Annotated in this window: 24 protein-coding genes; 6 read left to right on the forward strand and 18 right to left on the reverse strand. The window is 31.9% G+C overall.

Features of this window, described 5'->3' with window-relative positions:
• Positions 1–44: 44 nt before the first annotated feature.
• From pepF to VJY32_RS09855, 4 genes are all read right to left on the reverse strand, one after another.
• Complete coding sequence (gene pepF / locus VJY32_RS09840) at positions 45–1,925, reverse strand: oligoendopeptidase F (protein WP_353677738.1); 1,881 nt, start codon at positions 1,923–1,925, stop codon at positions 45–47.
• 96 nt (positions 1,926–2,021) lie between these two features.
• Positions 2,022–4,001 (reverse strand): OPT family oligopeptide transporter, encoded by a 1,980-nt coding sequence (locus tag VJY32_RS09845; protein WP_353677739.1) that lies wholly within the window; start codon positions 3,999–4,001, stop codon positions 2,022–2,024.
• Between the two features lie 109 nt (positions 4,002–4,110).
• On the reverse strand, positions 4,111–4,920 hold the full coding sequence (locus tag VJY32_RS09850; protein WP_353677740.1) for a hypothetical protein: 810 nt from the start codon (positions 4,918–4,920) through the stop codon (positions 4,111–4,113).
• Between the two features lie 87 nt (positions 4,921–5,007).
• Entirely contained in the window at positions 5,008–5,190 is a 183-nt protein-coding gene (locus VJY32_RS09855) for a hypothetical protein (RefSeq protein ID WP_353677741.1), read from the reverse strand.
• 71 nt (positions 5,191–5,261) lie between these two features.
• Here VJY32_RS09855 and VJY32_RS09860 point away from each other — a divergent pair, with 71 nt between their 5' ends.
• The gene (locus tag VJY32_RS09860) at positions 5,262–5,846 is read left to right on the forward strand and encodes a D-sedoheptulose-7-phosphate isomerase (protein WP_353677742.1); all 585 of its coding nucleotides are present in this window, start codon (positions 5,262–5,264) and stop codon (positions 5,844–5,846) included.
• A gap of 100 nt (positions 5,847–5,946) precedes the next feature.
• On the forward strand, positions 5,947–8,433 hold the full coding sequence (locus VJY32_RS09865; RefSeq protein WP_353677743.1) for an aconitate hydratase: 2,487 nt from the start codon (positions 5,947–5,949) through the stop codon (positions 8,431–8,433).
• Positions 8,434–8,477: 44 nt separating this feature from the next.
• Here the strand turns inward: VJY32_RS09865 and VJY32_RS09870 are convergent, their stop codons facing one another.
• The 6 genes from VJY32_RS09870 to VJY32_RS09895 form a co-directional block, all read right to left on the reverse strand.
• Complete coding sequence (locus VJY32_RS09870; RefSeq protein WP_353677744.1) at positions 8,478–9,017, reverse strand: DUF192 domain-containing protein; 540 nt, start codon at positions 9,015–9,017, stop codon at positions 8,478–8,480.
• A gap of 30 nt (positions 9,018–9,047) precedes the next feature.
• Positions 9,048–10,508, reverse strand: a complete 1,461-nt coding sequence (locus VJY32_RS09875; RefSeq protein WP_353677745.1) for a glycoside hydrolase family 10-like protein — start codon at positions 10,506–10,508, stop codon at positions 9,048–9,050.
• Between the two features lie 3 nt (positions 10,509–10,511).
• On the reverse strand, positions 10,512–11,606 hold the full coding sequence (gene aroB / locus VJY32_RS09880) for a 3-dehydroquinate synthase (RefSeq protein ID WP_353677746.1): 1,095 nt from the start codon (positions 11,604–11,606) through the stop codon (positions 10,512–10,514).
• The gene (locus tag VJY32_RS09885; protein ID WP_353677747.1) at positions 11,593–12,135 is read right to left on the reverse strand and encodes a shikimate kinase; all 543 of its coding nucleotides are present in this window, start codon (positions 12,133–12,135) and stop codon (positions 11,593–11,595) included. Before VJY32_RS09885 ends, aroB begins: the two co-directional genes overlap by 14 nt.
• A 62-nt stretch (positions 12,136–12,197) precedes the next feature.
• Entirely contained in the window at positions 12,198–12,647 is a 450-nt protein-coding gene (locus VJY32_RS09890) for a hypothetical protein (protein ID WP_353677748.1), read from the reverse strand.
• A gap of 373 nt (positions 12,648–13,020) precedes the next feature.
• Positions 13,021–15,111, reverse strand: coding sequence for a peptidylprolyl isomerase (locus tag VJY32_RS09895; RefSeq protein WP_353677749.1), 2,091 nt, complete (start codon positions 15,109–15,111; stop codon positions 13,021–13,023).
• Between the two features lie 207 nt (positions 15,112–15,318).
• Between VJY32_RS09895 and VJY32_RS09900 the strand changes: the two genes are divergently transcribed.
• The 4 genes from VJY32_RS09900 (at position 15,319) to VJY32_RS09915 (ending at position 18,742) form a co-directional block, all read left to right on the forward strand.
• The gene (locus VJY32_RS09900; RefSeq protein ID WP_353677750.1) at positions 15,319–15,531 is read left to right on the forward strand and encodes a hypothetical protein; all 213 of its coding nucleotides are present in this window, start codon (positions 15,319–15,321) and stop codon (positions 15,529–15,531) included.
• 7 nt (positions 15,532–15,538) lie between these two features.
• Complete coding sequence (locus VJY32_RS09905) at positions 15,539–17,653, forward strand: sodium:solute symporter family protein (protein ID WP_353677751.1); 2,115 nt, start codon at positions 15,539–15,541, stop codon at positions 17,651–17,653.
• An 86-nt stretch (positions 17,654–17,739) separates the two neighbouring features.
• Positions 17,740–17,817 (forward strand): ThaI family type II restriction endonuclease, encoded by a 78-nt coding sequence (locus tag VJY32_RS09910; protein WP_353677847.1) that lies wholly within the window; start codon positions 17,740–17,742, stop codon positions 17,815–17,817.
• Positions 17,810–18,742 (forward strand): DNA-methyltransferase, encoded by a 933-nt coding sequence (locus VJY32_RS09915; protein ID WP_353677752.1) that lies wholly within the window; start codon positions 17,810–17,812, stop codon positions 18,740–18,742. Before VJY32_RS09910 ends, VJY32_RS09915 begins: the two co-directional genes overlap by 8 nt.
• A gap of 19 nt (positions 18,743–18,761) precedes the next feature.
• Here VJY32_RS09915 and coaD read toward each other — a convergent pair whose 3' ends face one another.
• The 8 genes from coaD to hrcA all read right to left on the reverse strand — a co-directional run bounded on the left by coaD (position 18,762) and on the right by hrcA (position 24,734).
• Entirely contained in the window at positions 18,762–19,241 is a 480-nt protein-coding gene (coaD, locus tag VJY32_RS09920; RefSeq protein ID WP_353677753.1) for a pantetheine-phosphate adenylyltransferase, read from the reverse strand.
• A gap of 32 nt (positions 19,242–19,273) precedes the next feature.
• Positions 19,274–19,825, reverse strand: coding sequence for a 16S rRNA (guanine(966)-N(2))-methyltransferase RsmD (gene rsmD / locus VJY32_RS09925; protein WP_353677754.1), 552 nt, complete (start codon positions 19,823–19,825; stop codon positions 19,274–19,276).
• Positions 19,822–20,751, reverse strand: a complete 930-nt coding sequence (locus tag VJY32_RS09930) for a type IV pilus biogenesis protein PilM (protein ID WP_353677755.1) — start codon at positions 20,749–20,751, stop codon at positions 19,822–19,824. The genes rsmD and VJY32_RS09930 overlap by 4 nt, the downstream gene beginning before the upstream one ends.
• A 16-nt stretch (positions 20,752–20,767) precedes the next feature.
• Positions 20,768–21,325: a hypothetical protein gene (locus VJY32_RS09935; RefSeq protein WP_353677756.1), complete on the reverse strand. Its 558-nt coding sequence runs from the start codon at positions 21,323–21,325 to the stop codon at positions 20,768–20,770.
• A gap of 20 nt (positions 21,326–21,345) precedes the next feature.
• Positions 21,346–21,774 carry a ComEA family DNA-binding protein gene (locus tag VJY32_RS09940; RefSeq protein WP_353677757.1) on the reverse strand — a complete coding sequence of 143 codons (429 nt, stop codon included), beginning with the start codon at positions 21,772–21,774 and terminating at the stop codon, positions 21,346–21,348.
• Between the two features lie 107 nt (positions 21,775–21,881).
• Positions 21,882–23,000, reverse strand: a complete 1,119-nt coding sequence (gene dnaJ / locus VJY32_RS09945; protein ID WP_353677758.1) for a molecular chaperone DnaJ — start codon at positions 22,998–23,000, stop codon at positions 21,882–21,884.
• Between the two features lie 5 nt (positions 23,001–23,005).
• Positions 23,006–23,665, reverse strand: a complete 660-nt coding sequence (grpE, locus tag VJY32_RS09950; RefSeq protein ID WP_353677759.1) for a nucleotide exchange factor GrpE — start codon at positions 23,663–23,665, stop codon at positions 23,006–23,008.
• Between the two features lie 22 nt (positions 23,666–23,687).
• Positions 23,688–24,734, reverse strand: coding sequence for a heat-inducible transcriptional repressor HrcA (gene hrcA, locus VJY32_RS09955; RefSeq protein ID WP_353677760.1), 1,047 nt, complete (start codon positions 24,732–24,734; stop codon positions 23,688–23,690).
• Between the last annotated feature and the right edge of the window lie 184 nt (positions 24,735–24,918).

Below are 24,918 nucleotides of genomic sequence, written 5' to 3' on the forward strand. Positions count from 1 at the left end.
GTTATTATTATAAAAAATTTACTTTTTAGACAGTTCCAATGATTTTATTTTTGTTTGTTAATTATCTCTTCTATCATATCCATTACCTTATTCATCTTTTCCATTGTTAAATCAAATGCTTCCGATGAGAGCGGGTCAAGTCCAGCCTTTTTAATTAATTCTATTGGATAGTCTGAACTGCCGCCTTTTAAAATGCTATAAAATTTATCTACTGCAGGCTGACCTTCTTTCAATATTTTTTCTGCAAATGCAGTTGCATAAATCAAAGAAGTAGAATATTGATAAACATAATAAGTATAATTTACAAAATGAGGAATATAAGCCCATTCATAAGCAATGTAATCATCAACTATGCAAATGCCTTCATTGTGACCATAATATTTTTTTACAATGTCATAATAAATTCTGCTTAAATCTTCACCAGTAAGCGGTTCGCCATTTTCAATTCGCTTATGAATTTCCAGTTCAAACTCGGCAAATGATGTTTGACGGAATATTGTTGTTCTCAATAAATCGAGATAAGAACCAAGCAAGTATAATTTTTCTTCATCGGTTTTTACATTGTTAACCATGTAATGGTTGAGTAATGTTTCATTGATTGTGGATGCAATTTCAGCTACAAAAATTGAATATTGAGAATTAACAAATGGTTGATGCTTATTAGAAAAATAACTATGCATTGTGTGACCAAGTTCATGAGCAAGTGTTGAAACTGATTCATAATCATCAGTCCAGTTCATAAGAATATAAGGATGATATTCATAAGCAGCTCCGGATGAATAAGCGCCGCTTCTTTTTCCTGCTGTTGGAAGATAATCAATCCATCTTTCTTCGAAAGCCTTTTTAACTGTGTTGACATATTCTTCACCCATAGGGTTGAAAACTTCGAGTAAAAGTTTTTGTCCCTCTTCAATACTGAATTTAAATTCGACTGATTTTACAAGCGGAGTATAAAGGTCATAATAATGAAGTTGTTCAACCCCGAGCATTTTTGATTTTAACCTTAAAAAACGATGAAGTGTAGGTAAATTTTTATTTATCTGATTAATTAAATTTTCGTAAACAGAAACAGGTATATTGTTAACATTAAGAGAGCTTTCAAGAACAGTTTTATATTTTCTATTCTTTGCATAGAAATAATCAGCTCTCAGTTTTCCAGCAAGATTAGCTCCTATGGTATTTTGAAATCTTTTATAATTTTCAAATGTAGATTTCATTACAAGTTCTCTATCTGCACGATTAGGAACAGTTCTATATTTAGTGTAAGCAGCAGATGTAAGTTCAACTTCTTCGCCAGTCGATAATTTTACTTTTGGATTTGGTTTTTCTGCATTGTCAAAAATTCCATAGACTTCGCTTGGTGTAGAAGTAATTAGTCCAGCACTTGCGAGTATTTCCTCTTCTCGTGCCGATAGAGTATGTTCTCGCAATCTCAAAATATCATTTACATAAAATCGGAACTCATCAAGTTCTTTTTTCTCGTCAAAGAATCTTTTAATTTTTTCTGGTTCGGCTTTTAAGATTTCTGGATTAATAAAAGATGAAGCCTCGTTTAGTTTTGTTCCAAGTGTAGTTGCCTGCTGATTTAATGCTTGATGTTCACTGATTCTCAAGTCTTCATCTGCAAGTCTGAAAGCATAGTCGGATAGTTTATAATATTTTTTTAATGTCTCAAAGTAGAGTTTTAGAGCATCATAAAATGTATTGGCATTTTCACAGAGTTTATTTTGATATGTTTTTATTTTTTCAATTTGATTTTCAATTTCAATTTTTTCTTGGTTCCATTCATCAAGATTTTTGTAAAGAACAGAATTATCCCACTTATATTTTTCTGGGACATCTTTTCTTTCTTTATTTTGTGTGAATATTGTTTCCTGCATAGTTAACACCAGAATTATTACTGTAAAAAATATTTTTGTTTTCATCTTCATATTCCAGAAATATAGTATTTAATTTTAAAAAGCATAAAATTTTTTAACAGGCAAAAGTAAAAAATTCTTTAATCAGCAAGAGAACCGTAATTATTCTTTATTATTGATTCGAAATGAATCCCATATCATATAAGCTGAAATTAATGTAAACATAATGAGAGCGAGCAATTCAGCGGTGTTCGATTCCTGCCATTCAAGATTAACCCAATTGTAACCTGCATATCTTAGTATAGCACTTATCACACCGAAGAGAGCGCCGCCAGCAATAAAGCCAGAAGCAATTAATGTCCCGCGTTCTCTTCTTGAATTGTTAATTGTTTCATCTTTACTTCTTGTTGATACGAAATGGGCAATTAAGCCTCCAACTAAGAGCGGTGTATTTAATTCTAATGGGATGTACATCCCAAGAGCAAATGGAAGTGCCGGCACTTTAATTATTGTAAGAATTAATGCAAAGAAAGCACCTGCTAAGTAAAGCATCCATGGTGCAGGCTGATTTGACATTAATGGTTTAATGACTGCTGCCATTGCATTTGCCTGAGGAGCTACAAGTGCATTCTCGCCTCTGAAACCATAGGTCTCGTTTAATACCATGATTATCCATGCTACAGTAGCAGCAGAAAAGATTGTTCCAACAAATTTCCATCTTTCTTGTTTATAAGGTGATGAACCAAGCCAGTAACCAATTTTCAAATCAGTAATAAATGCACCTGCTTGAGATAAAGCTGTACAAACTACTCCACCTATAATTAATGCAGAAATCATTCCTGAGGTTCCTGTTAAGCCAACTGATACTAACACAGCAGATGATAAAATTAAAGTCATTAAAGTCATGCCTGAGACAGGATTAGTACCTACAATTGCTATTGCTGTAGCCGCAACTGTGGTAAACAGGAATGAAATTATTAGCACAATTAACAAACCAACGAGAGCCTGAAACAAATTGTTTACAACACCAAATAAAAAGAAAATAAATATTAGAATAGCAGTTAATAAAATACCACCGAATATAATTTTCATTGGGAGATCTCTTTGTGTTCTTTCTCCGGTTTCATTTGTTTTTTTACCAAATAGTTCTTGAAATCCAAGAGAGAAAGCTTTTTTAATTATTCCAGATGAACGAATGATTCCAATAAATCCAGCCATTGCAATCCCACCAATGCCAATGTGTCGAACATATGCTCGGAAAATTTGTTCGGGTGACATATCTTTAATTAGAAGAGATACATTAGCTCCAATAGGTGTAGTAATATAATCTCCGAAATAGGCTATAACGGGAATAAGAACAAACCATGATAGAAATGAACCAGCAGCAATAATTGAAGAATATTTTAATCCAATAATATAACCTAATCCAAGAATGGCTGAACTTACACTTAATCGAAGTTCTAATTTAATTTTTTCTGCTATTGTTTGACCAATTGGAATAACTTTAGTTGTAAATAATTCACTCCACCATCCAAAGGTTGCAACAACAAAGTCATAAATTCCTCCTATTAATCCACTTATGACCAATACTAACGCTTGTTTCCCTCCTTTTTCACCTGCTACAAGAACTTCAGTTGTAGCTGTAGCTTCTGGAAATGGAAATTTACCATGCATTTCCGAAACAAAATATTTACGAAAAGGAATTAAAAAAAGTATTCCTAAAAACCCACCAAGAAGAGATGCAAAAAATATTTTATAAAAATCTGCTTGAAGTTCAAGAATGTAAAGAGCAGGAATTGTAAAAATAGCACCAGCGACAATCGTCCCTGAAGTTGCACCAATTGATTGAATAATTACATTTTGTCCAAGTGCTCCTTTCTTTTTTAATGAAGCAGATAAACCAACCGCAAGAATTGCAATTGGAATTGCAGCTTCGAAGACCTGACCGATTTTTAATCCAAGATAAGCCGCAGCAGCTGTGAATATTACAGCCATTATTATTCCTGTAATGACAGAATATGGAGTTACTTCAGGATATTCCTTGTCGGGCAGCATGATTGGAATATATTTTTCTCCGGGTTTAAGTTCAGTATAAGCATTTGGTGGGAGTCCTTGCGAAATATTGTTTTCTAATTGATTCATAAATTTATCTCCAATTATCTAAGGAATCTATTTTGATTTGGCACTTTTGTAGTTCCCCTGAATTTCTCAATTTTCGAACATGATTATTAAAATTAGCTTATCATTGTTTTCATTTTGTATTAAACTTGCTGTAATCTAATTCAGAACCAAGCACGCTGTGAGGGATTAAGTAAACAATTAACATTATAATTGATGCAAATAAAATCCACCTTTTTGGATTATCTGATTTATTAATTTTATAAAATGCAACGAGCCATCCAATCATTGCAATTAAAGTTTTATTATCTGTTAAATCAAAACCAAAAGGAATACCTGTCCAGAATTCACCAAATGCATAGTATTGCATTAAAGGACCAAGTATAAATCCACCAATAAACAAAGTAATAATTGTAGAACATGTATAGAATTTTAATTTAGGTTGATTACTAAAAAATTCAAATGCTGCACGTGTTGAAAATAACATTGAAGTGAACATAATTAAAATGTGTGGAATTAATATCCATGCAGGTACATCTCCCTTAAAACGAATAACAACAGTTCTATTTTCTGGAATAAAAATTTTTTTGTCATCTTTTTTTAATTCAATAAAGTATTCAAGTTTTCCTGCAGGAGGTTGTTTAGGAAGCTCAGCACTTAGTATTTTATTTCCTGTCATTTCAATTCTGTTGTAATCTTTGTCAAATTTATATCTCCTCCAGTATAAAATACCTCTAATATTTTCATCTTCAGTTTTGATATTTATTGTATAATTTTGATTGGAAGAATGACTTCTTTCTAACTTATAATTAATTGTTTTATTCTCAAATTTTATCTCGCCTCTAAGGGGGTAAGTAGGACCTGTAATTCTTTGATAAATTGCAGATGAAATTGTTATTAGTAATGCTAAGAACCAGAATAGAAAACTTTTTGTTTTAGTCATACAATAATTGTCTAAAATTTAACTGCAACTTAAAAAATGTTAGTGTATAGAACAATTTTTATTATAGACGTATTCAAGGCTTTCTATCTAAAATCCCGATAAGCATTTGTTGTTTTTATTGTTATATTTTTTGAAATATTTACACCATACTGCCAATTCTTTTCTGCATGCTCCAACTGCTGATGGTTTTCCAAACGAGGCATATTTACATGAATAATCGCAGAATACAGGGAAATTAAAATTATTTTTTTTCGAAGATTTCCTGTTCATACTTAAAACCTATTTTGTTTATAGAATGATAATAAACTTTCTTATCTTTGAAAAGAAATTTAGAGGCAATTATGATAGAAAAAGAAAAATTTTTTTCTGATTCGTTAAGAGAAAGTGCAGAAACAAAATTAAACATAGAGAAATTCTGTAGAGATGAGGTTCTTAAAGCAGTCGAAATAATTTCTGATGCATACAGAAAAGGCAAAAAGGTTTTATTATGTGGCAATGGAGGAAGTGCAGCTGATGCACAGCACATTGCAACTGAATTAATGATAAGATTAAGTCATAAAATAAATCGTCCTGCTTTACCAGCAATTGCATTAACAACAGATTCATCAAATCTGACAGCTGGAAGTAATGATATTGGTTTCGAAAATGTTTTTGCAAGAAGTATTGAAGGACTTGGAAATGAGGGGGATGTTTTAATTGCAATTTCTACAAGCGGTAATTCGTTAAATATTATTAATGCAGTAGAAAAAGCTAAAGAAAAAAAATTATTTGTGATTGGTTTGCTTGGAGGAGATGGAGGAAAATTAAAAAATAAAGTTGATTTGCAAATAGTTGTACCTTCTTCAAATGTTCAAAGAATTCAAGAGGGTCATATTACAATTGCCCATATAATTTGTGAATTAGTAGAAACAGAATTATACGGGTAATAGATTTTTTTCTTAATATTTTCTGATACAGCTTTAATTACTTCCAAAACACAATCTAAAATTTTTTATCTTTGCATTGAATTTTATTAAAGAGGAGGATATGACAGAAAATTTTGACATGATAAAGAAAGTATATGCAGGATTCAGAAAGAAGGTTAGAGATGCCCGTAAGGTGGTTGGCAGACCGTTGACTTATGCAGAAAAAATTCTTTACGCACATCTCTGGAATCCTGTAAAGCAAGAATTCATACGCGGAAAAGATTTTGCTGAATTTGCACCTGACCGCGTAGCCATGCAGGATGCAACAGCTCAAATGGCAATGCTTCAATTTATGCACGCCGGAAGAAAAACATCTGCGGTTCCTGCTACTGCTCATGCCGACCATTTAATTGTTGCTCAAAGCGGTTCAAAAGAAGATCTTGAAAGAGCTATCGAGGAAAACAAAGAAGTTTATGAATTTCTCGAAAGTATATGCAAAAAATATGGTGTTGGTTTCTGGAGACCTGGTGCTGGCATAATTCATCAGGTTATTCTGGAAAATTATGCATTCCCGGGCGGAATGATGATTGGTTCTGATTCTCATACTCCAAATGCTGGTGGACTTGGAATGATTGCAATCGGTGTTGGCGGTGCAGATGTTGTTGATGTAATGGCTGGCATGCCTTGGGAATTAAAATGGCCTAAACTTATCGGCGTTAAGTTATCAGGAAATCTTTCAGGCTGGACCTCACCAAAAGATGTTATTTTGAAAATTGCAGGTATTTTGACTGTTAAAGGCGGCACAGGTTCAATTATTGAATATTTTGGTGAAGGAACAAAATCTATTTCATGCACAGGAAAAGCTACAATTTGTAATATGGGGGCTGAAGTTGGAGCCACCACTTCAATTTTCCCATTTGACGAAAAAATGGCTAATTACTTGAGAAAGACTAATCGTTCTGATGTTGCTGAACTTGCTGAAAAATTAGCAGATGAACTTAAAGCTGATGACGAAGTTTATGCAGAACCAGAAAAGTATTTTGACCAGATTATTGAAATTAACCTTAATGAACTTGAACCGCATATCAATGGACCATTTACACCTGACCTTGCTCATCCAATTTCAAAGATGAAAGAAGCTGTTTTAGAAAATAATTACCCGGACAAAATAAGTGTTGCTTTAATTGGAAGTTGTACTAACTCAAGTTATGAAGATATTGACCGCGCAACAAATATTGCACGACAGGCACGTGCTAAAGGTCTGAAAGCTAAAACACAATTTACTATTACTCCGGGTTCAGAACAGGTAAGAGCTACAATTGAGAGAGATGGCCAGCTTCAGGTGCTTACTGAATTTGGAGGGACAGTTCTTGCAAATGCTTGTGGACCTTGCATTGGCATGTGGAAGAGAATGGATATAAAAACCGGTGAAAAAAATACAATCATAAATTCATTTAATAGAAATTTTGCAAAAAGAAATGATAATAATCCCGAGACTTATTCATTCATTGCAAGTCCAGAAATTGTAACAGCACTTGCAATTGCTGGAAGTTTGTCTTTCAATCCCGAGACAGATTATTTAACTAACGAGAATGGAGAGCAGGTTAAACTTGACCCTCCATATGGTGATGAACTTCCTGAAAAAGGTTTTGAAAAAGATACATTAGGGTATTTAGCTCCTTCGCCTGAAGGATATAAAACAGAAGTAAAAATAGACCCGAACAGTGAACGCCTTCAATTTCTTGAACGCTTTGAACCATGGGATGGAAATGATTTTATTGATTTACCACTTCTGTTAAAAGTAAAAGGTAAATGTACTACTGACCATATTTCACCTGCTGGTTCATGGCTTAAATATCGCGGTCACCTTGATAATATTTCTAAGAATATGTTTTTGGGTGCAATAAATGCATTTACAGGAAATGCAGGTCAAGCAAAAAATATTTTTACAGGTGAATATAAACAGGTTCATGAAGTTGCAAGGGATTACAAAGCAAGAGGATTGGGCTGGATTGTAGTTGGTGATGAAAATTATGGAGAAGGTTCATCCCGTGAACATGCAGCAATGGAACCCAGGTATCTTGGCGGAAAAGCAATAATAGCAAAAAGTTTTGCACGAATTCATGAAACAAATCTTAAGAAACAGGGAATGCTTCCATTGACTTTTGTTAATCCTGAAGATTATGATAAAATTCAGGAAGATGATAGATTGAGTTTGGTCGGACTTAAAAACTTTGCACCAGAAAAACAATTAAAGTTGATTGTAAAGCATAGTGATGGGTCAATAGATGAAATCTGGCTCAATCATTCTTTTAGTGCTTCACAAATTGAATGGTTTAAAGCAGGAAGCGCGCTTAATCTAATAGCTGAAAGCCAGAAGAAGATTAAAGAGAAGAAGAAAACTGCTGTCATAAAAAAAGCTGCTAAGCCAGAGAAAAAAGCAAAGATGAAATCAAAATTGGTTCAAAAGAAGACAGTTAAGAAGAGTGTAAAAACACAGAAAAAGAAAAAAGTTACTAAACCTGTAGCTAAGAAGAAAACTAAAACAAAAAAATCAACGCTAAGGAAAACATCTGTAAAATCAAAAAGCAGAACAAAGAAAAAATAAATTTAATTTAGAATAACCCTCTGTGAAATATCGCAGAGGGTTATTTAATCTCTTCGCCATACAATTTTGTCACCTTCCTTAATTCCAAATTTATCAGTGTATCCAGCATTTACTTCAACTACAAATTTTGATGGTTTAATCGAAGAATATGATTGTTCGGAATAAGGAGTGGTATTTTTATGAATTTTTACAATTTCCAGTTTAGAATTAATAAAAATCATATCAAGTGGAATCATTGTATTTTTCATCCAGAATGCTTGAGGTGCTTCATATGGAAAGATGAACAACATTCCTTGATTTTCTTCCATATTATCACGAAACATTAAACCTGTCATTCTTTGTTCATCATCATCTGCAATCTCAATATCAAGTTTTGAAATCATTTCACCATTGTGATTAACAAAAGTAAGTTCTCCTTCTTTTGTAAATGAATATGCTGCTTTGGCTGTCATAGCTTTTTCTAACTCTGGATTTACTTTTTCTTTGTTAAATGCAATATTCGATATGATTAAATAAACAGCAAAAGATAAAATTAACAATACTACTACAATCTGAAATATTAAATTTTTTTTCTTCTTCTTCATTTTATTTCCTGGTTTGTGCTTAAAAATATTTTATAATTTTAATCTCATCAATTTATTGGCTTTCTGAAATATCAAAAAGATAGTTTTATAATCTTCAATATTTATCTTTAATTCTATAACATTTTTACCCTGCTTAATTTTAGTTTTCAAAAGAGGTTCATCATTACTTTTTTCTGTTTCTCCTTTTACAATAATTTCATCATCTGATTCAGAATAAATTATTATCTCTGAATAATTGTTTGACTTTTTAATGAGTGCTGGTTTTAAAAACTGATTATTGAAAGAAGAAAAATTTTCTATGGGAGTAATGTCTTCAAATTCATTGTTTTCATGCTTGTAAATATTTTCTGCTTTGGTTGTTGTAAGGTTATTCTTGGTTGATTCAAATTTTGTTATTAAGGTATTATCATTAAATGCGAGGAATTTATAATCCTTGATGTTTGAATATCGGAAAAATGCCACACCATCAGCACCAATCTTTCTTGAATATTCAATCATTCTTTCTATTTCATTTTTGACCGCATCTTTAAATGCACCTATTCCAATTATAACTTTTTTGCCGTAAGAATTTTCAACCCAGTCCTTGGCAAGAATATCGAATTGATATTTATCATCAAAAGACCAATAAATTTGTGGTGTTATATAATCAATAATTCCTTTTTTAAGCCAGTCTTTAGTATCCTGATAAACTTCATAAAATCCTTCCCATCCATTCATTCCTTTGTGATTTTTGTAAATACCAATTGGTGTAGCTCCAAGCTGAATGTTTGGTTTGACAGCTTTGATTTTTTTATTGATTAATGAAATTAAATCCGTAATATTTTTTCTTCTCCATTCATCTCTGGATAAATTTTTTCCATATAATTTGAAAGTTGAATCATCATTAAAATTTTTTCCCGGATAACGAATATAATCCAGATGAACTCCATCAACATCATAATTTTCAACAAGTTCTTTTATCAGATTGGAAAGATATTCTCTTACTTCTAACAAACCTGGATTTAACCAGTATGACTTTGAATTATTTTTAATGTCTTCAACAATCCATTCAGGCTTATTTTGAATAATGTGATTTGGATTATTTATTACATTTAACTCACTTCCTGCAAAAACCTGCACAGTATTTATCCATGCATGAATTTCAAGACCTCTTTTATGTGCCTCTTCTATAGCAAATTGAAGCGGGTCATAAGGCATTCCACCTTTTCCATCAATATATAAAGAGAAAGGTTCGAAAGAAGATTTGAATAAAACTGTTCCATTACTTCTTACCTGAAAATAAATTGTATTTAGATTTTTTGATTTAGCGCTGTCAAAAATTTCTTTTAATGCTTCTTTCTGAACCTCAATATTAAAAGTTGGAGGTGGCCAGTCCAGTCTGTGATTAGTTGCTATCCAAACAGCTCTTATTTCATTAACCTGTGAATGAATTGCAATAAAGCTTAAGAAAAAAAGTAAGATTGTTGAAATGGAAATTTTTTTTATCAACATAAACTAAGCTTTGTAATATTGAATTCCATTATTCAATGCATAGATAACATCTTCTTTGTTGGCTTCAACATCTATGACTAATTGACCTGCTTTTTTCAACAGCACAAATTTAATCTTGGCATCCTTGTTCTTTTTGTCTCGTTTCATGATATCATAAAGTTTGTTTGGATTATATTTTTGGATATCAATTGAATCAGAAAATTTGATAAGCAGAGGGAGGTACGCTTCAAGCCTGAAATCATTGAGAAGATTTAATTTGTTTGAAAGATGAAGCGCACAGGCAAGTCCAACAATTACAGCCTGTCCGTGTTTTATATTGTGTTTTTGTTCAATTTCAATTGCATGAGCAAAAGTATGACCAAGATTTAAAATTTTTCTTAAACCCGATTTTTCTTTTTCATCATTTTTTACAATGTCACCTTTGAATTGAACACATTTTTTAATTACATCTTCAATAACATTGTTGTTAATATCAACAAGTTTTTGAAGTTTATTTTTTATTTCATTATAAAAGTCATCGTCGATTAGTAAACCATATTTTACAATTTCTCCCAATCCACAAATTATTTCATCACGAGGAAGAGTTTTTAGAAAATTTGTATCAATCAATACTAATTCTGGCTGATAAAATGAACCAATAATATTTTTTGTGTTGCCGAAATTAATTCCGGTTTTTCCTCCAACAGAACTGTCTACCATAGATAGCAAAGTTGTTGGCACCTGAATGTATTTTATTCCTCTTGAATAAGTTGATGCAGCAAACGAAGCAATGTCGCCGGTTATTCCTCCGCCAATTGAAATCAATAATGTATCTCTTCCAAAATTATTTTTAATTAATTGAGAAAAAATTTTTTTAAGTGAGTTAAAAGATTTGTTTTCTTCTGTTGCTTCGTATACATGAAGAAATTTTTTGCCATTAAGTTTTTCATAAAATAAAGAAATAATTTCTTGATGGTTCAGATAAAGGTTTTTATCAACAACAAGAAAAAAATTTTTATTGGCTTTTATAATTTCAAAATCAGCAAGTTTATTGAAGATACCGCTGCCAATGAAAACTTGATAAGGATTGTTCGGAATTTTTATATCAATCTTTTTCATTTATTATTCTCATTATTTTTTTTGCAATATTATCTACGGTTATTCCAATTGGTGTTAAATTGGTTTCAATTATTAAATCTGCTTTTTCGTAAAATGGTTTTCTTTTTTCGAGCAGTTCGTTAATTCTTTTTATGAATTCTTCTTTTGGAGTTTCGTTTAATACAAATTCACGGAATAATGGTCTGTCGGTTTTACTCTTAAGTCTTTTGTAAATTTCTTCAGGAGAAACTTTAAGATAAACAATTTTGCCAGTGTTTTTCATTAGTTCATAATTTTGAGGAAATGTTATAGTTCCTCCTCCAAGAGAAATCACAACATTGTCTTTTTGAATTAACTTTTTGAGAATCTCGCTTTCGAGATTTCGGAAATAAGGTTCTCCTTTTTTTTCAAATATTTCTACGATAGTAGATTTCTCGTGTTCTTCAATTTCCTGGTCAAGGTCGTAATAATCTAATCCAAGCACATTGGAGAGTATTGGTCCAATTGTGCTTTTTCCACTTGCCATAAATCCTGTTAAATAAATGCGCATACTTTTTACAAAAATTTATTGGCAAATATAAATAAACTTATCTTACCTTACATTAATTGAAATTAAAGACGAAAACCAATCCCGATTGAAAAAGTAATTCCATCAACATTAACTTTTGTAGTAAAATTTTGTGAGTGAATGTAATAAGTTCTGTTTTTGTATGTAAAAGAATTGCTTGAATATTTGCTGTTCAATTCAATTTCAGGGTCGCGAAATCTCATTTGAGTTCTTATAAAAAGAAAATCATAAATTAGATATTCCATTAAAACAGAAACTTGAATGCCGTAGCCAATATTAGCTCCATCATTTATTGCCGAGATATTTTCGAACTGACGAAGACTTTTACCAAAATAAAATCCAAATCCTCCTCCCATATAAAATTTGAATTTTTCTGTTGAAAAAGGAAGAAAATAATATAGACTTAATTCTAAAGGAATTATCCGGTATCCATCATTGATGTCAATGCTTATGCTTCCAAGATTAAAATTTTTGTTGGTAAAAGTTTTTTTCATTGTTTCTAACCATAAGCCTGTGTAAAGGGATTCAAAAATTTGAAAACGAACTTCCCCGGAAAAACTATAAATGTCCTCCAATTCATTATAAGTTGTCCTAACAATTAAATCAGAAGATTTGGGTTGTAGAAATAATTTTGAAGTGTTTGTGTAATTGTAATTAATCGTAAAATCGAATTTCGAAATTACTTGTGAACAAATTAATGTAGATGATAAACAAAGTATTATCAGGCTCTTATTAAGCATAATCAGGTTAACAGCTGAAATTATTTTTCTTAAATGTAATTATTTTTTTATTTGAGGGAAATGGTAAAGAGAATAATAAAAAAGCCGTGAGTTTTAGTCACGGCTTTGAATTTAGGTGTTATAATTTTTATCGATAAAACAGATGTCGGTTATCTACAATGTTGGCTTGTTTTTTAATTTCCTGTAGCCAAAGATTAAGCAAATAAGCTTTTTTGTTCTGTGCAAGTTCTCTTCTTATTGCAAGTTTTTGAAGTTCATAAGTATTGGTGTCAAATTTTGTTCTGTATCTTACATTTATTAAATAAACCCCCATATTTCCTTTAACTGGCTGTGACCATTTATTTAGTTCGCCCTTTAGAGCATAATCTGCAAATGCATATTCAATCCCAAGATTTGGAATTGAGCCTGCTGATGTAAATTCAGCTGTAGAATCAACGCGTGCTTTATCCCATACGGTTAAGGCTAATTGTTTATCGCCGTTATCACCTAATTTTGCTCGAATTTGTTTTGCTATAGAAAGAGCTTTTTCAAATCTTTTTTCCTGAAGCACTTTTGCTCTTACAATATTTTTAACTTCATTAAAGTCTTTAAATCCGGCTTTTGTAACATCAGAGATTTTGACCACTACATAACCTGCTGGAACTTTGAATACATCACTTACTTCGCCAAGTCCGTTTTCGAATGCCCATTTAACCAGAGCTTTGTTTACACCCAAGCCTGGAATTGCAATAGCATCTTCTGTAAAAGGTGGAGTTTCAATTACATCATACTTCATCAGTTTTGCTTCTGATTCAAAACCATTTTCTTTTGCTACATATGCAAAATCTGATGCATCCTGATAAAGTTTATCTAATGTTGAGCCAGAGATTTGAATTTTGTTCACAATTTTTTCGATTACGAAATCTTCATTTAATTTGCCTGTAACTTTTATAATATGATAGCCATAAACAGTTTTAACAGGTTTTTGAATCACTCCAATATTTCCTTTAAAGCAGGCTTCTTCGAATTCTTTAACCATCTGACCTTTTGTGAACCAGCCCAAATCGCCTCCGTTTGAAGCAGAACCCGGGTCATTCGATTTTGATTTTGCGACAGTAGCAAAATCAGCTCCTTTTATTAATTCATTATAAATTTGATTTGCTTTATCAAGATCTTCTTTGTCATTTCCTGTTGAACGAACTAAAATATGTGAAGCTCGAACAGCTTCGTTTTTGGATTTTACTCTGTCAATTAATTTATAAACTACATATCCTTCATAAGTAGCAATTGGTCCAATTACATCGCCTTTATTGGATTTAAGAAGAATATCTCTAGCTTCAACAGGAAGAGCGGTAATTGAAATTGTATCTCTTCTATAAGGCTGGTCAGAATAAATCTGGACATATGACTTAAATGAAGCAGTATCGCTTTTAATTTTTGCGACAATTGCTTCGAGATTATTTTTTATTCCGATTGAATCACTCTTTGACGGCAGGCGACGGAAAAGAACATATTTAAGTTTTCTAGAAGGTTCTATTTTATAATCTTCCTTGTGAGCATTATAATATTTTTTTAATTCGTCTTCAGAAATTTTAATTTCATTTTCTGGAATTGTATTGACATTTACAAGAACATAATCTGCTCGCATTTTGATGTTTTGTCTGATAAAATGTTCTTTTACTTCTTCATCACCGACTACGACCGAAGCAAATAAATATTCCTGAAGCTTTTGTTGCTGCAGTTGTTCTCTAATTAAATCTTCATAATAGAGAACAATTTGTTTATTTCTGGGGTCTCTAAGAGCTTGTTCATAAAGTTGTCTATTAAAAACACCAGCAGAATCTGTAAATTGACGCCTTAATTCTTCCGGGGGATTAGGACCAAGTAAAGCTTCTCTTACTTCATCATCTGTAACAACAATTCCAAATTCTTTAATTTTTTTCTGAAGTAATTTTTGAGTAACAATTGCATCCCAGACTTGGTCTCTAAAGAAATCCATTTGACTTTCGTCAATTTGCTGGCCTGTCATTCTTTCCTGATTTTCTTTAGCTCTTTCGACCATATTGGAGAAATCCTGATAAGAAATCTCCTCTCCCTCAATAGAACCAACATTCTGAGAACGCTGTCCTAAAAATTCCAGAACTCTTGAATCTGAAATAACCATGAAAAGAACAAATAAACCACCAACGAGTAGAATGAACCACGGAGCTAAACTCCTCATTCTGGCCATCATCGCCATATAAATCAACCTCCGTTTAAAGAAAACATTAAATTTTAGGAAGTTAATTTAGATACACTGCTTATTAAATGCAATTAAGAGTAAACTTTATTTTCATTTATGGGGGAAATAATATGCATCTTTCTATTGAACTATAAACATAGATTTTATTTGCGTATAAAATTTTAGCCTCCTAATTTGGCATACAAAATTTTTAGGTTTTACAGCATGCCTACATTTTTTAATTCCTGGCTGCCTTTCATTTATCTATATGTCGGAGGCGGAATTTTTTTTGTGGCGGGTTTAATATTAATCCGCAAAACAAAAGCACTTGATATGAGATTGAAACGACACCGCTTCTGGTGGAAAGTATTAATATTTGGATATTTTTACTTCATGGCACTTCATGCATTTCTAATAATTGCTGCACTTTACTTGTGAGATTAATATGGCACAATTAAATAATATTGGTACACAACTCGACTGGATAGTTCTTGTTATCTACATGATAACAATGCTTTTATTCGGTTCTTATTTTGCAAAATATAATAAAGACACAAATGATTTTTTCTTTGGTGGTAGAAGATTCAGCTGGTGGCTTATTGCTATGTCTATTGTTGCAACAGGCATTAGCAGTCATAGTTTTGTGAAATATTCTGCTATGGGATTTAAATATGGTTTTTCATCTTCGATGTCATATATAAATGACTGGTTCTTTGTTCCTTTCTTTATGTTTGGTTGGTTACCAATCATAGTTTATTCAAAAATACGTTCTATTCCTGAGTATTTTGAAAGGAGATTTTCTCCTTCGGCCAGATTTCTTGTTACCATTCTTCAATTGTTATATTTAATCGGTTATGTTGGAATAGGATTTCTTACAATGGGGAAAGCAATCCTTCCACTTATGCCTGAAAGTTTTACAATCTTTGGTGTTCAAGTTCATGTCACTTTAATGGGCTTAATCTGGGTTACTGCACTAATTACTGGAATTTATATAACTTTTGGTGGGCAAACAGCCGTCATCTTTACTGATTTAGTTCAAGGCACAATTTTGCTCGCAGCTGGATTATTGGTATTCTTTCTGGGCATATCGTATGTAGGCGGTTGGTCTTCGTTCTGGCATTTGCTTCCCACAAGCTGGAAACTTCCTTTTGCAGGGTTCAATTCACCTGCTGAATTTAATTCTGTAGGAACATTCTGGGAAGATGCTATTGCAGGTTCAGTTGGATTTCTGTTTATGAATATGGGACTAATAATGAGATTTATGGCAACAAAAAATGTTCATGAAGGAAGGAAAGCAGCAGCTGTAAATATTCTTTTTATGCTTCCAATTTCTGCTATTGTAGTTGGCGGCGGTGGATGGGTAGCAAAAGCAATTTCTGTTATGAACCCTGAAATTATTCCTCCTGATGTAAATCCAGATTCAATTTTTATTGTAGTTGCGAATATACTTACCGGTCCAGGAGTATTTGGTTTTGTGGTAGCAGCTATTGCGGCCGCTTTGATGTCAACAGTAAGTACTCTTGTTAATGCTGCCTCTGCAATCTATGTTAATGATGTAGATAGACCAATTAGAATATGGCTTAAAAAGTTAAGCAGAAGTGAACGACTTCAGGAAAAAAAAGCAATGCTAATTGCAAGAATTTCTACAATTGGAATTACACTGCTTGGAGTATTGGCTGTTTATGCATTCGCATCATATCCAACTGTTTATCAAGCTCATGCATTCTTTCATGCAACATTAACGCCTCCATTAATGGTTGCAATTTTCTTTGGTGCATTCTGGAAAAAATTTACACCTGCTGGACTGATAACAACTGTTATAGGCGGAATTTCATTAATGCTTTTGGGAAATAGATTTCCTTATGAGTTAATTAGACCTATTGCACACGGAACACCTTATGACCCCGTACATCCATACACTTATATGAGTGCTCTTTATAATCTAATTGTTTGTGTCTCTCTTGCTGTACTTGCCACAATTTTTCAGCGACAATTAAGAAAACTTTCAGATGTAATAATTAATTCTAAAAGACATTTTATAATGTATCCTGTAATAGCATTTACGGCAATTGTCTTTATAATTGATATTTTGGTTGCTGTTTTAAGACTGGAAACTTTTTCACTTGGATTTTTAATGACATCAACTATAATTGCATCGTTCTTTGTTGCTCTTATTTCAACTCATTATGTTAAATATAACGCAGAAAGGCAAACAGAAGGTCTTACAATCTGGTCTATTCATAAAGCTAAAGAATATTTCAAAGGAAGAAAATTAAATGAACGCGAAGGTGAAGTTGTAAAAGTTCACTGGAAGTTAGTTAAAGATGACAATGATGATATATTGAATTTTTCAAAAAGAGATATGCATAAAATGGCTGCAGAACCCGGTGACCTTGTTTATCTTTCTGATGCACGTAAATATCTGGGAGGTTTAAAATCCGTTCACTCAATTTATGGAGAACCTCATAATGAAGATGGGATTGTTTATATTAGAAAGAGACATTTAGAACACGGTCTGTTTGTTGAAGGTAAGCTACTTGTTGCAGAGAAAGAAATGTAGGGGATAGATTTGTTTATGAGTAGTCGAGTTGTTGAAATATTTTATGATGAAAAACTTGTTAAAAAGATAAAAATAAATTGCCCTTTATGTTTCAATTAGCAGAACTGGAAAGTTCAAGAGCTGAAAAAGTTGGAATGGAAGTAGGAATTTTAGATAATGAATAAAAGAAAAAATGGCACTAAAACAAGTAAATTTGGCTCTCCAGGAAGAATAAATCATGACTCGACAATGTTTTATTCAAGCAAACTTTACGAAGGAGTGCCTAAAGAAGAAAATGTAAAATATGTAGAATCTCCAATATCTAATGATAATTTGGATAAGATATTTTGTAAATCAAGTGTGTGTATGAAAGAATTACCTGATAATAGCATTCATTTAATGATTACATCCCCGCCCTATAATGTGGGTAAAGAATATGATGAAAATCTCACTTTAGATGAGTATAGGGAATTTCTTAAAAAAGTTTGGGAAGAAGTAAGAAGAGTACTTGTTCCTGGAGGACGAGCATGTATCAACATTGCTAATTTAGGACGAAAACCTTACATACCACTTCATGCTTTTATAATTGAAGACATGTTAAGTTTAGGTTTTTTAATGAGAGGGGAAGTTATCTGGAATAAAGCTTCGAGTGGTAGCCCATCTACAGCATGGGGAAGTTGGCTTTCAGCCAAAAATCCTACTTTAAGAGATATACATGAATATATTTTAATTTTTTCGAAAGGTAGTTTTTCAAGAGAAAATTTTGGCAGGGAAAGTACTATTTCAAAAGAAGAATTTCTTGAATTTACTAAAAGCGTGTGGACTTTTTCAGCTGAACCTGCTACTAAAATTGGTCATCCTGCACCTTTTCCTGTAGAGTTGCCTTATCGACTTATACAGCTTTATACTTTCAAAGATGAAGTGGTATTAGACCCATTCATGGGAAGTGGACAAACAGCTATCGCAGCTATTAAATCGTTCAGACATTTTATTGGTTATGAAATAAATAAGAATTATGTGAAGTTATCAGAAAAAAGAATTAAAGAATTTTTATTGAATTTTGATGTTCCTGAGTTATTTAATTCATCATACCAGATGAAAATAGTTTAGATTATTAGCCGAAAAATTTTTAATAACCAAATTTCTCTTTTAATTTTTTTTCTACAATTGGCGGAACAAATTCTGACACATTGCCATGAAACTGAGCAAGGTTTCTAACAATTGTGGAATTTAAGTAAGTGTATTTATCATGCGGCATCAATAAAATTGTGGTAATATCTCCAGCTAATTTTCTGTTCATTAATGCCATTTGAAATTCATATTCAAAATCGCTTACTGCTCTTAATCCTCTTATTATCCCAATTGCCCCCACTTGTTTTGCATGGTCAACTACAAGTCCATCGAAAGAATCAACAATAACATTCTTAAAATCTTTCAGGCTTTCTTTCAGCATTTCTAATCTTTCTTCGACTGTAAACAACGCTGTTTTCATTGGATTGCGAGCTACAGTTACAACAACCTCGTCAAAAAGTTCACTCGCTCTTTTTACGATATCTATGTGACCATTAGTTACTGGATCAAATGTTCCCGGATAAATTACTTTTGCCATAATAATCTCTCTAAATGTTTGAAAAATTTTTATTATGATTTATTTATGAATAAGTAAATTAAACTGTCTCCAATTTTTTTGAAAGGTTCGCATTGAAAGTTCTCAATATCTTTTTCTTTGGTCTGGATAGACCTTTCAACTAATAAAATTCCATTTTCACTTAAAAAGTTTCGTTCGAGTAAATTCTGAACTACAGAGTGAATGTCGTCTTTAAAGAATGGAGGGTCTGCTAAAATTAAATTGTATCTTTCATGATTTTTCATTTTCGAAAATCTTAATGCTTCAGTTTTGAATATCTTGCATTTATTTTTCGCATCAAGGGAAGAAATATTTTCTTTCAAAACTTTGACAACAAAAAAATCTTTTTCAACAAAATGAACTTCTTCTGCACCTCGACTCAAAGCTTCTAATCCGAGCGAACCTGAACCCGCGTAAATATCACATACTTTTATTCCCTCAAAGTCTATTTGATTATTCAAGTAGTTAAATAAAGATTCTTTGACTTTATCTGTTGTAGGACGCACAAGTTTTGAGTTGGGAAATTTTATTGTTCGTCCTTTATATATTCCAGATATTATTCTCATATAACTCTTAATGCCATTCCAGCTGCAGCTGTGAATGAGTTGAATTGTGATGTATAAAAAGGATTTTTCTTTAAGGATTCCTCAATTTTCAATCTCTCAAAAGGATTAATTTTTTTTAATTTCTGGTTAAACTTTTCTTCCAGTTTTAAAATTGCTTCGTCAGTAATACTTTGTCCACAAATTATTATTTGATTTGCAGAATCGTATGTAATACCATATTTCGAAAGTTGTGAAAATATTTCATCAATACTATTCGGTATTTTCAATGTATCAATTACTTTGAAGTAAAATGGAAATTTATTTTCTATTGCAGCAAATGAAGAATAATTTTGGTCAATATAAAAGCTGAATGTAATATTTTCTTCGGTTGTATTTTCTAATAAATGCAAGAAAGCAGTTGAAGAAAGATGAGCATTGTCAATGTATTTTAACTGGAGGTTGTTTGATTTGCAAAATTTATTTATTGCATTTACGATTTTTTTATTTAGTGAAAAAACAATAGCATATTCTTCCCGGCGAATAGATGTTTTATTTACTTCAATATGTTGTATGAGATATTCATTGCTATCTAAGTATGGAAACAAAACTGAAAATTCCCACTTGAAATGCTCAATTAAATCTTTTCTGGTTAGAATTGGGTCGAATGGAATTTCAAAAATAATAAAGAACTCATCTGGCAGTGAGAATGAAACATATTTTGAAACAGGATTTTTTTTTGAAATGACTTTATTGAAAGATTCTTGGAGATTTGTAAAGAGCCTCGATTCATTATCAGAATTTAAGCCCTTCATAAAAGAAGGGCTTAAATTTTCTTTGAAAATTATCTGGTCTACATTTTCCAGATAAAATGAATTTTGTTTATAGCTTACCTCTACAAGTTGAAATTTGGTTTCAGTTAAATTTATGCCAATATGATTTTCAAACACATTGACTCAAACAATTTTATTCCCATGATGCAGTATTTTTCAGAGCATCGCTTCTAAGGTCGCCTATTGTTCCATAACCATCAGGACATTGAATAAAATATCTTTGTCCAATTGTTTTAATTGAATCAATCTTAATTATTCTGCCGCGTCTATCAATTATTGTATCTGCACTAACTGAGGTATCTACCATAACTATATAAGGTTTACCTGATTTTGGTGAGTGTGTAATAGAATCCCACACTAAATTGCCATCAGATAATTTAACAAATGGGTTTGTTGATTTACCTGTTACTGTGTCGACTCCTTCTATAGCTTTTTTTACACTTGGGTCATTCTTTAGAAAATTAATCAGGTCATTAAGATTGTCTGTAAATTTTCCATACTTTGCTTCCCATAATTTTTCTGCTGCACGGAGATTAGACATTCTTAGTCTTGATTCTTGTTTGTAATATTTTTCTTTTTCGATAATTTCATTTGGATCTATGTATGCAACCTTAATTAATACATACACCAAAACAGCAATTATTACATATAAGATAGCGTGAATATACCATGGTTCTGACTTTGGGTTCATTATTTTTCCTCCAAAAAGATTTACTTAAATGTGATTCTGCTTTTTATTTTATCTAATTTTGATTTACCGATGCCTTTAATTTTCAGCAAATCATTTATGTTATTAAATGCTCCACTATTTTTTCTGTAGTTAATAATTTCAATAGCTGTTTTTTCACCAATTCCCGGTAAACTTATTAGCTCTGAAAAATTTGCCGAGTTAATATTTACTAACTTAAAAGTATCTTTTTTTTCTTTATTTATATTTTCTTTTAATTTTTCGTTGCTAAAATCTAAAAGTTCCCATTGATAATCAACTCCCAGATTTACATATTTTTCCGTAGAGTCATTTTGAGAAAGTTGATAGCCAAAAAAAAGACTATCGTCTTTTGAATAATTATATTCGAGAAAATTTTTATTTCTACTGTTTTTTAAAAAGTTTATTGCAGCACCAACAAAGAGCGCAATCAAAAGAAATAAAATTACTTTTGATTCTAATTCAGTAAAGCCAAATTTTCTTGATATTTTTTTGAAAAGGTCGATAGTTTACCTCGCCTATTCAAAGATTGGGAAAAAATTTATTCGCCCACTTTTATATTTGGCATTTTCTGAAGTTCTTTGAGCAATTCTCTTTCTTTTGCAGTTATATTTTTAGGAACATGAATATTAATTTTTACAAGTTGGTCCCCAGCACCATGGCTGTTGAGATGTTGAATTCCTTTTTCGCGCATCTTGAGATATTTTCCTGGTTGAGTTCCCGGTTCAATTTTTAATTTTGCTTTTCCTGTTAAAGTTGGAACTTCAACTTCAGTGCCTAATACAGCTTCTGGAAAGCTTATGAATAATTCATAAATTACATTGTCTCCATCTCTTGTAAAATATTGATGAGGAAGTTCCTGGAACACAACGATTATATCACCAGCTGGTCCACCATTTTTGCCTGCATTGCCTTCACCTCTTAAAGTCATATAACTGCCGTCGTGAACTCCTGCAGGCACATTGATTTTGATAGTAGTTTCACCATAAACTCTTCCATCACCTGAACAAGTTGGGCAGGGTTCTGAAATTACTTTACCAGTTCCACCACAATTTTTACATGTAGTGATATTTACAAACTGTCCAAAGATAGACCTCGATACTTGTCTGATTTCACCTGTCCCATTGCACATTGTACAGGTTTTATAACCAGAAGAAGCTCGAGCTCCAGTTCCACCACATGTATCACATTTTATATATTTTTTAATTTTGACTTTCTTTGTAGTCCCTGTTGCAATTTCTTCGAGTGTAAGTTTAAGAGTTATTTTAAGATCAGAACCAGGAGTTCCTGTAGTTTTCTTTTGTGTTCTCTGAGATGTAGAAGTTCCAAAGAAGTCATCGAAAATTGAAGAGCCTCCGAAAGCACTTCCAAAAATATCGGAGAAGTGACTGAATATATCATTTACATTTTCAAAGCCATGGAAATCTTCTCCACCACGTAATCCACTATGTCCATATTTGTCGTATTTAGCTCTTTTTTCTGCATTGCTAAGAACTTCGTATGCTTCGGCAGCTTCTTTAAATTTTTCTTCTGCTTCTTTATTACCGGGATTTCTATCCGGATGATACTGCATTGCAAGTCTTCTATAAGCCTTTCTTATTTCTTCTTCTGTTGCATCTCTGCTAACACCTAAGACTTCGTAATAATCTCTTTTAGCCATAATTTCTATCCTTGATTATTGTTTTGTGAACCGGAATTATTTTCTTCTGATGATGTATCTGAACTTACAATAACCTTTGCATGACGAATAACTTTATCCTGATAAATATAACCATGTTCTAAAATTTCAATAACAGTATGAGGCGGAACACCTTCGGCTGGTTTTTGCATTAAAGCTTCATGAAGTTCAACATTAAAAGGTTGACCAATAGCATCAATTTTCTTTATACCATGAGAGTTAAGAATTTTTGTGAATTTATCATAAATAAGTTCCAGTCCTTTTTTTAATGATTCAAAATTGTTATCGCCATTAATATGATTTAGAGATCTTTCAAGGTCATCATAAACTGTAAGAATACTTTTTATAAAAGGCTCAGCAGCATATTTAATTAAATTGAGCTGGTCGTTTTCGGTTCTTCTTTTATAATTTTCAAATTCTGCTGCTTTTCTTAAAAATGCATCTTTTAATTCACTGTTATTTTTTTCGAGTTCAGAAATTTTTTCTTCTAATTCTTGGATTTGTTTTTCAAGTAAATCAAATTGAAGTGAAGAATCTTCTGTTTGGTTTAGATTTTCTTTGGCTTCAATTTCTTTTTGCTCATTCTCTTTCTGTTCGTTCGATAATTCAGCTTGATTGTTTTGTTCTTGAAGTGTTTTATCTTCCATAGTCTTTTTCTTTTTCCTCATATTATCTTTGTTTAGTTAATTCTTCTGAAAGCTGTTGTGCAACATAAACAACTGCAGCAATAATTTTTGAATAATCCATTCTTTTAGGACCCATAATTCCTACAGTCCCCTGCAAATCGCCTATCTTGTACTCTTTTGTAATCATACTATAATCAGAAAACTTTTCATCTTTGTTTTCTTCTCCAATTGTGACAAGAACTTCATCGTTTTTTGCAGAAGGCTTTTTGTCGAGTATATGAATTATAATATCTTTATTTTCAATTAATTCAATTATGCTCTGGAATTGTTCATGGTCTGCGAATTCAGGTTGTTTGAGAATATTTTTAGCACCTGAGACAACAACTTTGTCGCTTGGAATATCTGTAAAAATTCTGTCAACAGAATCAAGAAAAACTCTAATAATGGGTCTATAAATTTCTTTGTCGAAATCTTTAATTCTTTCGCCAATCGTATTTCTAATTTCAAAAAATTTTAAGCCAGATAGTTTTTCGTTCAAAAGATGTTGAACTACAGCTAACTGGTCCTCTTTGACTTCAGCATCAATTTCAAGTGTGATGGTTCTTATTAATCCTGACTTTACAGTAACAACAACAAGAATTCTCGTAGAAGAAAGCTGGACAATCTGAATTTTTTCAAGAACTGCTTGTTCAAATTTTGGATAAGTTACCATTGCAAGCTGATTTGTTAAATCACTCAAAATGTTTGTTGTTATTTTAAGCAGTTCTTCTGTTTCGCTTGAAGCCTGACTTAAATTAATATCTATAAGATGTTTGGCTTGTGAATCAAGTTTTGGCGGATCCATTAATGAATCCACATAGACACGGTAACCTTTGTCTGTAGGCACTCTTCCTGCTGAAGTGTGAGGGTGGTCTAAATACCCTAACTCCTCTAAATCTGCCATAATATTTCTAATTGAAGCAGGAGATAAACCAATATTATATTTCTTCGAAATATTTCTTGAGCCTACAGGACTTGCTGTCAAAATAAACTGGTGTATTACAAATCTAAGTATTGCTTTTTCCCTATCTTTTAATTGATAATCCTGCATACACTTATCCATCCTAATCGTGGCTTCAAAAATATCAAAATTTTGACAATTTTTCAGATTAGATGATTAACTCTTCAATGCGTCGCATAAGACAATTTTATTTGACTTAAAGTTTCAAGTTAACGCAAATTGTTTTTCGCTTATCGCAAAAAAATTTAATGGGGTTAAACTGAACAATAAAATT

The organism is Rosettibacter primus, from assembly GCF_036860675.1.
GTDB lineage: Bacteria > Bacteroidota > Ignavibacteria > Ignavibacteriales > Melioribacteraceae > Rosettibacter > Rosettibacter primus.